10 protein-coding genes and 1 pseudogene are annotated in these 10497 nt (G+C 66.4%); 2 read left to right on the top strand and 9 right to left on the bottom strand.

What is annotated here, in order from left to right; all coding sequences use genetic code 11:
- Positions 1–132: 132 nt before the first annotated feature.
- Positions 133–2025 (top strand): annotated as a pseudogene (gene dxs, locus ABE459_RS02840) (1-deoxy-D-xylulose-5-phosphate synthase); the annotation flags it as partial.
- A gap of 82 nt (positions 2026–2107) precedes the next feature.
- Positions 2108–3982, top strand: a complete 1875-nt coding sequence (locus tag ABE459_RS02835) for a TonB-dependent receptor (protein WP_323830306.1) — start codon at positions 2108–2110, stop codon at positions 3980–3982.
- Here the strand turns inward: ABE459_RS02835 and ABE459_RS02830 are convergent.
- The 9 genes from ABE459_RS02830 to ribBA form a co-directional block, all read right to left on the bottom strand.
- A complete protein-coding gene (locus tag ABE459_RS02830) occupies positions 3960–4772 on the bottom strand; it encodes a cobalamin-binding protein (RefSeq protein WP_323830305.1) in 813 nt (270 codons plus the stop codon). The two genes, ABE459_RS02835 and ABE459_RS02830, sit on opposite strands and share 23 nt — an antisense overlap.
- The gene (locus ABE459_RS02825) at positions 4772–5191 is read right to left on the bottom strand and encodes an MFS transporter (protein ID WP_258644375.1); all 420 of its coding nucleotides are present in this window, start codon (positions 5189–5191) and stop codon (positions 4772–4774) included. Before ABE459_RS02825 ends, ABE459_RS02830 begins: the two co-directional genes overlap by 1 nt.
- Positions 5188–5805 (bottom strand): GTP cyclohydrolase II, encoded by a 618-nt coding sequence (gene ribA, locus ABE459_RS02820; protein ID WP_125462436.1) that lies wholly within the window; start codon positions 5803–5805, stop codon positions 5188–5190. Before ribA ends, ABE459_RS02825 begins: the two co-directional genes overlap by 4 nt.
- A 298-nt stretch (positions 5806–6103) precedes the next feature.
- A complete protein-coding gene (locus ABE459_RS02815; RefSeq protein ID WP_258644374.1) occupies positions 6104–6844 on the bottom strand; it encodes a transporter substrate-binding domain-containing protein in 741 nt (246 codons plus the stop codon).
- Positions 6845–6861: 17 nt separating this feature from the next.
- Positions 6862–7365, bottom strand: a complete 504-nt coding sequence (locus ABE459_RS02810; protein ID WP_023632630.1) for a phosphatidylglycerophosphatase A — start codon at positions 7363–7365, stop codon at positions 6862–6864.
- Positions 7362–8318, bottom strand: coding sequence for a thiamine-phosphate kinase (gene thiL / locus ABE459_RS02805; RefSeq protein ID WP_323830304.1), 957 nt, complete (start codon positions 8316–8318; stop codon positions 7362–7364). The genes ABE459_RS02810 and thiL overlap by 4 nt, the downstream gene beginning before the upstream one ends.
- Before the next feature lie 17 nt (positions 8319–8335).
- Positions 8336–8836 (bottom strand): transcription antitermination factor NusB, encoded by a 501-nt coding sequence (gene nusB, locus ABE459_RS02800; protein ID WP_110993353.1) that lies wholly within the window; start codon positions 8834–8836, stop codon positions 8336–8338.
- Positions 8833–9309, bottom strand: a complete 477-nt coding sequence (gene ribE, locus ABE459_RS02795) for a 6,7-dimethyl-8-ribityllumazine synthase (RefSeq protein WP_110993352.1) — start codon at positions 9307–9309, stop codon at positions 8833–8835. The genes nusB and ribE overlap by 4 nt, the downstream gene beginning before the upstream one ends.
- 91 nt (positions 9310–9400) lie before the next feature.
- A complete protein-coding gene (gene ribBA, locus ABE459_RS02790) occupies positions 9401–10492 on the bottom strand; it encodes a bifunctional 3,4-dihydroxy-2-butanone-4-phosphate synthase/GTP cyclohydrolase II (RefSeq protein WP_110993351.1) in 1092 nt (363 codons plus the stop codon).
- Between the last annotated feature and the right edge of the window lie 5 nt (positions 10493–10497).

The raw sequence follows: 10497 nt of genomic DNA, 5'->3' as shown, positions 1-10497 counted from the left end.
GCGGTGGTTGATGCAACATCGCATTCGCGGGTAAACCCGCTCCCACAGAGGGCGTAGGCCCCCGCTTGAATGGGCAGCTTTTCCCACAATGGGGTAAACTGCCGCGTCTTCAAACCTATAACGACTCGCCTGATGCCCACGACGTTTCAAGAGATCCCCCGCGAACGCCCGGTCACGCCGTTGCTCGACCGCGCCGACACGCCTGCTGGCCTGCGCCGGCTGGCCGAAGCCGACCTCGAGCCTTTGGCCGACGAGCTGCGCCAGGAACTGCTCTATACCGTGGGGCAGACCGGCGGGCATTTCGGTGCCGGCCTGGGCGTCATCGAGCTGACCATCGCCCTGCACTACGTCTTCGACACCCCGGATGACCGGCTGGTGTGGGACGTCGGTCACCAGGCCTACCCGCACAAGATCCTCACCGGCCGGCGCAACCGCATGTTGTCGCTGCGCCAGAAGGACGGCATCGCCGCCTTCCCGCGCCGTAGCGAGAGCGAGTACGACACCTTCGGCGTCGGTCATTCCAGCACCTCGATCAGTGCTGCGCTGGGCATGGCCATCGCCGCTCGTCTGCAGAACGATCCGCGCAAATCCATCGCGGTGATCGGCGACGGCGCACTGACCGCCGGCATGGCCTTCGAAGCGCTGAACCACGCGCAGGAAGTGAATGCCGACATGCTGGTCATTCTCAATGACAACGACATGTCGATCTCGCGCAACGTCGGCGGGCTGTCCAACTACCTGGCCAAGATTCTGTCCAGTCGCACCTACGCCAGCATGCGCGAGGGCAGCAAGAAAGTGCTGTCACGCCTGCCTGGCGCCTGGGAAATCGCCCGCCGCACCGAGGAATATGCCAAGGGCATGCTGGTGCCCGGCACCCTGTTCGAAGAGCTGGGCTGGAACTACATTGGCCCGATCGACGGCCACGACCTGCCGACCATGATCGCCACCCTGCGTAACATGCGTGACCTCAAGGGCCCGCAGTTCCTGCACGTGGTGACCAAAAAGGGCAAGGGCTTCGCCCCGGCCGAGGTCGACCCGATCGGCTACCACGCCATCACCAAGCTGGAGCCGGCCAACAAGCCGGTCGCGCCGAAAAAGCCGAGCGGGCCGAAGTACTCCGCAGTGTTCGGCCAGTGGCTGTGCGACATGGCCGCCGCCGACAACCGCCTGGTGGGCATCACCCCGGCGATGAAGGAAGGCTCGGACCTGGTCGACTTCAGCGAACGCTACCCCGAGCGCTACTTCGACGTGGCGATTGCCGAACAGCACGCGGTCACCCTGGCCGCCGGCATGGCCTGCGAAGGTGCAAAGCCAGTAGTGGCGATCTACTCCACCTTCCTGCAGCGCGGCTATGACCAACTGATCCACGACGTGGCGGTGCAGGACCTCGACGTGCTGTTCGCCATCGACCGCGCCGGCCTGGTCGGCGAGGACGGCCCGACCCACGCCGGGGCCTACGACCTCTCGTACCTGCGTTGCATCCCCGGCATGCTGGTAATGACCCCGAGCGACGAGAACGAGCTGCGCAAGATGCTCAGCACCGGCCACCACTACAAGGGCCCGGCGGCCGTGCGCTACCCGCGTGGCACCGGCCCGAACGCGCCGATCAGCGGCGACCTCGAGCCCCTGGAGATCGGCAAGGGCGTGGTCCGCCGCCGCGGCAGCAAGGTCGCCCTGCTGGTGTTCGGCGTGCAACTGAGCGAAGCCCTGCAGGTCGCCGAAGAGATCGACGCCACCGTGGTCGACATGCGCTTCGTCAAACCGCTGGACGAAGCCCTGGTGCTGGAAATGGCCGCTGGCCATGAACTGCTGGTAACCGTCGAAGAAAACGCCATCATGGGCGGTGCCGGCGCTGCCGTGGGCGAGTTCCTCGCCCGCGAGGCGGTGGTCAAGCCGCTGCTGCACCTGGGCCTGCCGGACATCTATGTCGAGCATGCAAAGCCTGCGCAAATGCTCGCCGAGTGCGGGCTGGAGGCCGCCGGGATCGAGGCTGCCGACAAAGCCCTATTGGCCACGCTGGGCCTGTTTGGCCCTCTCGCGGGGCAAGCCCGCTCCCCCGGCGAGTGCGTGGGAGCGGGCTTGCCCCGCGATTTCAATTGAACTGCCCATGAAGATCTCTACGCTTTCCCTGCTCTGCCTCCCTGCCGCCGCCCTGGCCGCCGAACCCTCCCGCGACGACGCCCTCAAGCTCCCCGACGTACTGATCAGCGCCAGCCGTCAGGTCGAATCGCGCAGCGCCACCAGCGCCGCCAACACGGTGTTCACCCGCAGCGACATCGACCGCCTGCAACCCACCAGCGTCAGCGACCTGCTCACCCGCGTGCCCGGCGTGCAAGTAGCTCCAACCGGCGGCCGTGGCAGCCTGCCCGGCATCTTCATCCGTGGCACCAAGGCCGCGCAGACGCTGGTGCTGGTCGATGGCGTGCGCATCGCCAACGCCACCTCCGGCGACAGCGGCCTGCAGTTTCTCGACGTCGATCAGATAGAACGGGTGGAAGTGCTGCGCGGCTCGCGTTCGGCGGTGTACGGCAGCGACGCCATCGGCGGGGTGATCCAGATCTTCACCCGCCGTGGCGACGGCCAGGGCCTGCAGCCCCGCCTGCGCCTGGCGGCCGGCAGCAACCAGGCCTGGCAACGCAGCCTGGGCCTGTCCGGCGGCGATGGCGACACCCGTTTCAACCTGGGCGCCAGCCTGGACGAGACCGCCGGGCTCGATTCGACCGGCCCGTCATTCGCCAGCGACGGCGACCATGATGCCTACCGCGACCGCTCGCTGAACCTGAGCCTGAGCCACGTGCTCAACGAACGCTTCGAGGCCGGGCTGAACCTGCTCGACAGCCGTGGGCGCAGCGAATACGACAACCCGTTCGGCCGCTTCGACCCGGCCACCTTCAAGAGCTTCGGCCAGAAGCCCTATACCGACTTCACCGTCAGCAGCCTCGGTACCTACCTGGACGCCCAGCTCAACGACGCCTGGCATTCACGCCTTGAGCTGGGCCACAGCGAGAACCGTGACGACAAGCGCGACAAGCTCAGCGACGAACGCCAGGTGTTCAACACCTACCGCGACCAGGTCACCTGGCAGAACGATTTCACCCTGGATGCACGCAACGACCTGCTGCTCGGCGGCGACTGGTACCAGGACCGGGTGCATGCCAGCACCGACTTCGACGAGGACAGCCGCTGGAACCGCGCGATCTTCGCCCAGCATCGCTACACGGGTGAGTGGTTCTCCACCGAGCTGGGGCTGCGCCGCGACCAGAACCAGCAGTTCGGCGGCCAGAACACCTGGAGCGCCAGCCTCACCCTGCCCGTCAACGCCAGCAACGACCTGCTGCTGTCCTACAGCGAGGGGTTCCGCGCGCCGACCTTCAACGACCTGTACTACCCGCAGTACAGCAACCCGAACCTGGACCCTGAGCGCTCGAAGAGCTACGAGCTGCAATGGCGTAGCCAGCTGACCGCCGACAGCCGCCTGGAAGCCTCGCTGTACCGCACCGACCTGCGCGACGCGATCATCTTCGGCGCCGACTCGATCCCACGCAACGTAGCCTCGGCCCGCATCAATGGCTTCGAACTGGGGTTGCAGCAGCAATGGGGCGAGTGGCACAGCCAGCTTGGCCTGGCACTGATCGACCCGCGCGACCGTGACAGCGGCCACACCCTGGCCCGCCGCGCCCGGCGCACGCTGAGCCTGGACCTTGATCGGCAGTTCGAGCGTTTCAGCCTGGGTGGTAGCTGGCAGGCCGTCAGCAGCAGCTACGACGACGAAGCCAACCGCAATAGCCTGGGTGGCTACGGCCTGCTCGGCCTGCGCGGCGGCTGGTCGGCGACGGATGAGGTAAAGCTGGAGCTCAAGCTCGACAACCTGCTGGACAAAGAGTACAGCCGCGCCCTGTACAGCTTCGACGACAACCAGTACGGCTATCGCGAAGAGGGTCGCACCTGGCTGCTCAGCGTCACCTGGACACCGGCGCTGTAGCGTCCAGCAAGGCACACAAGCGTGCCGTGGCCTCGATCATCTGCCCGCTGGGCCGCTCCAGGCCCTTGTCCGGCACCACCAGCAGGTGACCAGCGGCCACGGCGCTCAGCTTCGGCCAGCTACGCCAGCTGGCCAGTTGCGCCGGGTCGCCAGCGAGGATCACCTGCGGGTCACGCAGCAGTACCGACTCCAGGCTGACCTGTGGCGCCGGCTGCGTGAGGTCATCGAACACATTGCGCGCCCCGCAGACCCGCAACGCATCGCTGACCACCTGCCGCCCACCCAAGGTGTACAGGGGCTTGTCCCACACCTGGTAGAACACCCGCAACGGCGTCTGACGCCGGTAGCGCTCGCGCAGGCCGTTCAGCCGTTCACGCAGGCTGGCCGCGTACACGCGCCCCTGCTCGTCACGCCCCAGGCGTTGGGCGATGGCTTCGATCTGGGTGATCAACTGGTCGAGGTCGCCGGGCTCGGCGCTGAAGGTGGCGATGCCCAGGCGTCGCAGCTGGTCGCGCTGCGCAGGCGCCACGCTGCTGGGCCAGAGCAGTAGCAGGTCGGGTTTGAGGCTGAGCAGCCGCTCCATGTCCAGTTGTCCATGGCGCCCCACCGAGGGCAGGCCCTGCAGCGACGCCGGGCGTTCACCGCCATCGAGCAGGCCGACCAGCAGGTCCTGTGCCTGCAACTCGACGACGATCTCGGTCATGGACGGCGCCAGGCTGACCACCCGCGGCGCAGCCTCGGCCAGGGCGCCGAAGCTCAGCAGTGCAAACAGGACGAGCAGCGCCCGCATCAGCCGAGCTGGCGCGGAATGCGGTAGAGGTACAACAGCACCACGGTGGAAATCGCCAGGAGAATCTGCGGCACCGCCTCCAGCCCGACCAGCACCGACAAGGCGGCGACCCAGGCCGGGAAGCAGGCATACAGCATGGCCAGGCGCCGCACCCGCGCCAACTCGATCCAGGCGGCCGGCTCCTCGGCACTGCCGAGGAGCTTGTCGGTGGCGATCAGCGTGCGCTTGTAGGCGCCAAAGCGCGGCAGGCTGAGGAACATGGTGGCTGCACCGGCGATGAACAGCGGCATGGCCAGCACCGGGATCAGCGGCTCGCCGCCACCGAAAGCCCAGGCCATCACCGGCAACGGCACCAGGCCGACCGCCAGGTACTGCCACCAGGCCAGCGCCAGGCGCCGCTTCACCTCGCCACGGGTCACGCCTGCGGCACCTCGCCCTGGTGCTTGTTGCCCATCATGTGGCCCAGCTTGTCGGCCTTGGTGGCCAGGTACAGGCGGTTGTGCGGGTTGTGGCCAGTGTGCAGCGGCACGCGCTCGGCGACCTTGATGTGCATGTCGGTCAGGGCTTTGACCTTGCGCGGGTTGTTGGTCATCAAGCGCAGCGCGCTGACGCCCAGGTGCTCGAGCATCGGCAGGCACATGGCGTAGTCACGCTGGTCGGCGGCGAAGCCCAGGCGCTCGTTGGCCTCGACGGTGTCGGCGCCGCCGTCCTGCAGCTCGTAGGCGCGGATCTTGTTCAGCAGGCCAATGCCACGGCCTTCCTGGCGCAGGTACAGCAGCACGCCACGGCCTTCGCGGGCGATGGCCTGCAGCGCGGCGTCCAGCTGTGAACCGCAGTCGCAACGCTGGCTGAACAGCGCATCGCCGGTCAGGCACTCGGAGTGCAGCCGCCCCAACACCGGCTCGCCGTCGGCAATGTCACCCAGGCTGAGCACCACGTGCTCACGGCCGGTGGCTTCGTCGAGGAAACCATGCATGGTGAAAATCGCGTAGGGGGTCGGGAGTTTGCAAGCGGCGACAAAGACGACGGGCACGTTGTGCTCCTGGGAAGTGGGAAATTTCAGTTGGGCCGATTGTATCAGCAGCCCGGCACGGGTGCGCAGGCTGAATATCGCCGCTTAAGATCGAAAAGTTCGATGCTTATGGGGAGCGCGCGCTGCATGCACCTGGCAACAACTGTCCTGCTGATTATCAGGACGCTGGCGCGAACCCTGTGGGAGCGGCTTTAGCCGCGAAGCAGGCAACCCAGTGGATGGCACCGGCTTCGCCGGTGTTCGCGGCTAAAGCCGCTCCCACAGGGCCCGCGCCAACGGTGGAAACTACCAGCCGCCCTTAATGCGGCTGGCTGTCGGCGCTGAACGGATACGGCTGCTTCCAGCGCTCGAAGATCGGCTTCAACTCACCGCTGCGCACCAGCTCGGCCATGCGCTTGTCGAACAGCGCACTCAGGGCCTTGCCCTGCTCGCTACGGGTAAAGGCCAGGTACAGCGGCAGCTCGGCGACGTGGGTGCTGCGAAAACGCTCGGGGTGTGGCGACTGCCCAAGCACGTAGTCGACTTCGGTCTGCGCATCGATGTAAAAGTCCACCCGGTCATGCTCGAGCATCGGCAGGATGCCCTCGCGGCGCTGAACCTCACGGAAGTTGTGCACGTTGGGCAGGTAGCTGGCGTAGTCATAGCCGCGCACCCAGGCCAGGCGATACTGGCCGACGTTTTCGGGCGTGGGCTGTGCCTTGCCGGCCAGGCCCAGGGCGTAGATGTGGTCCATGTCGAAGTGCCAGCGCGGGTAGAGGTTGTCCTCGTTCTCTTCCTTGTACGAGCCAACCCAGGCATCGGCCTCGCCACGCCTGACCAGGCCTACTGCACGGCTGTACGGCGCGCTTTGGGTGACGACCTTGACCCCTGCCGGCTCGAACACCTTGCGCAGCACGTCCCAGGCCACCCCGCTGCCATCGGCGTTGGTGTAGTCGAGCCATTCCTCGCTGACCAGGCGCACCTGTGCGGGCGTCTCGCGGGCCATGACGGCCGGGGCGACGAGCAGCATCAATGCCAGTACAACAGTCCTCACGCCCATCACAACACTCCTGTGTTTCAGGCCACCGCCCACACCAGAACCTGCATGCCCAGCCAGGCAAATACCCCGGCCAGGATATCGTCGAGCATGATCCCGAACCCGCCATGCACATGCCGGTCGACCCAGCGGATCGGCCACGGCTTGAGGATGTCGAAGAAGCGGAACATCAGGAACCCTGCGAGCAGCCACTGCCAGCCTTCCGGCACCAGCCACAGGGTGATCCACATGCCGACGATTTCGTCCCAGACAATGCCTTCATGATCGTGGACGCGCAAGTCATTGGCCACCTTGCCGCACAACCACACACCGAACAGCATGCTGATGCCCAGCAGCAGCCAGTAGCCCCAGTCGGGCAACATCTGCCACAGCGGAATGAACGGCAGCGCCACCAGCGAGCCCCAGGTCCCAGGGGCCTTGGGCAAAGTGCCGGAGCCGAAGCCGAAGGCGATGAAGTGCCACGGATTGCGCCAGACCGAAGGCGGAACGAACTCCGCAGGCACCTGGTTGGGGTGGTCGGTCACGGTGTCTCCCTGAAATGTTGATAGCCCCGCTGTTGCGGGGTGATGTCCCGGCCCTGCGGGTCGCGCAGGGTCACGCCCTGGCCTTGCAGCACATGGCCGATCACGTGCACGCCAGCGCCCAGGGTCGCCAGAGCCGCCTCGGGTACGGTGAACGCCAGTACGTAGTCATCGCCACCGGTGAGCGCCGCGTGCAACGCCCCTTCATGGCCGAGCAAGGCCTGCAAGGCGCCAGACACTGGCACCTGCGCCAGGTTCACCTGCAATGCCACGCCGGACGCCTTGGCAATGTGCCCGCAATCGGCCAGCAGGCCATCGGAGATATCCAGCGCCGACGTGGCCAGGCTACGCAAGCGCTCGCCAAGCTGCAGTTGCGGCAGCGGCGACCAATAGTGCTCAAGCAGCGGCCCAGCCACCTCGTCGATGGCCTCGCGCTCGCCCAGCACCAACGGCAGCGCCCCGGCCGCATTGCCCAGATCACCGCCGACACACAGCAGGTCGCCCGGGCGCGCGCCACTGCGGCGCAGCGCCTGGCCGGTCGGTACCCGGCCGAACACGGTCACGGTGATGCTCAGCGGGCCACGGGTGGTGTCGCCGCCGATCAGGCTGATGCCGCAGCGCCGGGCCATGCGCCCGAGGCCGTCGGCGAAGCCTTCGAGCCAGTCGGGGCCGACCTGGGGCAAGGTGAGCGCGAGGGTGAAGCCGATCGCCGTGGCACCCATGGCCGCCAGGTCGCTGACCGCCACGGCCAGCGCACGCTGGCCAAGCAGCAAGGGGTCGCAGACTGCGGGGAAATGCACACCGGCCACGAGGGTGTCGGTGGAGATCGCCAACTGTTCGCCGGCGGGAATGTCCAGCAGGGCGCAATCGTCGCCGATGCCCAGGGCCACGCCTTCGCCGCCCTGCGCACAGGGCGCGGCGGCGAAGTAATGGCTGATCAGCTCGAACTCACCCATGGCCGGCAGGCGCGCACTCAGCGCTTGTTCGCCTTGACTTCCGCCTCACGCAGACGCGGAGCCAGCTTGTCCAGCACGCCGTTGACGAACTTGTGGCCGTCGGTGGCGCCGAACACTTTCGCCAGTTCCACACCTTCGTTGATCACTACGCGGTAGGGTACGTCGGCGCGCATGATCAGCTCCCAGGTGGACAGGCGCAGAACCGCCAGTTCGACCGGGTCGAGCTCTTCGAGCGGGGTGTCCAGGCAAGGCTTGAGTGCTTCGTCGATTTCGCTCTTCTTCGCCGGGACCCCGTGCAGGATCTCGCGGAAGTAGGCGCCGTCGATATCGGTGAAATCGTTGTCGACCCGGAACTGCGCTTCGACCTCGTTCAGCGAATGCTTGGCCATGTGCCACTGGTAGAGGGCCTGGGTGGCGAGCTTGCGGGCTTCGCGACGCTTGGCGCTCTTCGAGGGCTTGCCGGCATCCGCAGGTTTCGGATCGCGCGGGTTGAAACGATCGCTTTCGTCGCTAATCACTTGGCCTCCAACTGCGCCAGCAGGCTGACCATTTCCAGAGCGGACAGGGCAGCTTCAGCACCTTTGTTGCCGGCCTTGGTGCCGGAGCGCTCGATGGCCTGTTCGATGGAGTCGACGGTCAGCACGCCGAAGGCCACCGGAACACCGAACTCCATGGACACCTGGGCCAGGCCCTTGGTGCACTCGCCCGCCACGTATTCGAAGTGCGGGGTACCGCCACGGATCACGGCGCCCAGGGCGATGATCGCGTCGTAGTTGCCTTGCTGGGCGACTTTCTGTGCCACCAGCGGGATTTCAAAGGCGCCCGGGGCACGGATGATGGTGATGTCGCTTTCGCTGACGCCGTGGCGTACCAGGGCATCGACTGCACCGCTTACCAGGCTTTCGACGACGAAGCTGTTGAAGCGGCCAACCACCAAAGCATAGCGACCTTTGGGGGCGATGAAGGTACCTTCGATGGTCTTCAGGGTCATTCTTGAGTTCTCATCTTCAAGAGCGAGGCCGCGCTGTGGCGGCCTCGGGAGGGTTTTGACTCGAGTTGGAAGGCGATCAAGCCGCCTCAAGTCACTCGGAGGGCACGTATTCTACAACTTCCAGATCGAATCCGGATATCGCATTGAACTTCATTGGCGAACTCATCAGGCGCATCTTGCGCACACCGAGGTCACGCAGGATCTGCGAGCCGGCGCCAACGGTGCTGTAGGTGGTCGGTGCCTTGGGTTGCGCATCGCCCGCGCTTTCGCGGATGTGCGCCAGCAGCACGTCGCCGTCCAGCGGGTGGCCCAGCAGCAGCACCACGCCGCTGCCGGCTTCGGCCACGGCGGCCATGGCCGCGCGCAGGCTCCAGCGGCCCGGCTGCTTGACCATCAGCAGGTCGCGCAGCGGGTCCATGTTGTGCACCCGCACCAGGGTCGGCTCTTCGGCGCAGATCTTGCCGAGGGTGAGGGCCATGTGCACGTCGCCCTCCACCGCGTCACGGTAGGTGACCAGGTTGAATTCACCCAGCTCGCTCTCGATCGGCTGCTCGGAAACCCGCTGAACGGTGCGCTCGTGGATCATGCGGTAGTGGATCAGGTCGGCGATGGTGCCGATCTTCAGGCCGTGCTCGGCGGCGAACACTTCCAGCTCGGCGCGGCGCGACATGGTGCCGTCGTCGTTCATCACTTCGCAGATCACCCCGCTCGGCTCGAAACCGGCCATGCGCGCCAGGTCGCAGGCGGCTTCGGTGTGGCCGGCGCGGGCCAGGGTGCCACCGGGCTGGGCCATCAGCGGGAAGATGTGGCCAGGGCTGACGATGTCTTCGGCCTTGGCGTCCTTGGCGGCGGCGGCCTGCACGGTGCGCGCGCGGTCGGCGGCGGAAATGCCGGTGGTGACACCCTCGGCGGCCTCGATCGACACGGTGAACTTGGTGCCGAAACCGGAACCGTTGCGCGGCGCCATCAGCGGCAGCTTCAGGGTTTCGCAGCGCTCGCGGGTCATCGGCATGCAGATCAGGCCACGGGCGTGCTTGGCCATGAAGTTGATGTGCTCAGGCAGGCAGCACTCAGCCGCCATGATGATGTCGCCTTCGTTCTCGCGGTCTTCGTCATCCATGAGGATGACCATTTTGCCCTGGCGGATGTCTTCGACCAGTTCTTCGATGCTGTTGAGCGCCACGCGGC

This window comes from Pseudomonas sp. TWI923 (assembly GCF_039673365.1).
Lineage (GTDB): Bacteria > Pseudomonadota > Gammaproteobacteria > Pseudomonadales > Pseudomonadaceae > Aquipseudomonas > Aquipseudomonas sichuanensis.
Note: the sequence above shows the minus strand (reverse complement) of the source record. Positions and strands in the feature narration are given on the sequence as shown.

Coding starts and splice junctions, on each gene's coding strand:
- ribE (WP_110993352.1), bottom strand. CDS start 9,309: ATGACCCTGAAGACCATCGAAGGTACCTTCATCGCCCCCAAAGGTCGC.
- ABE459_RS02835 (WP_323830306.1), top strand. CDS start 2,108: ATGAAGATCTCTACGCTTTCCCTGCTCTGCCTCCCTGCCGCCGCCCTG.
- ABE459_RS02815 (WP_258644374.1), bottom strand. CDS start 6,844: ATGGGCGTGAGGACTGTTGTACTGGCATTGATGCTGCTCGTCGCCCCG.
- thiL (WP_323830304.1), bottom strand. CDS start 8,318: ATGGGTGAGTTCGAGCTGATCAGCCATTACTTCGCCGCCGCGCCCTGT.
- ABE459_RS02830 (WP_323830305.1), bottom strand. CDS start 4,772: ATGCGGGCGCTGCTCGTCCTGTTTGCACTGCTGAGCTTCGGCGCCCTG.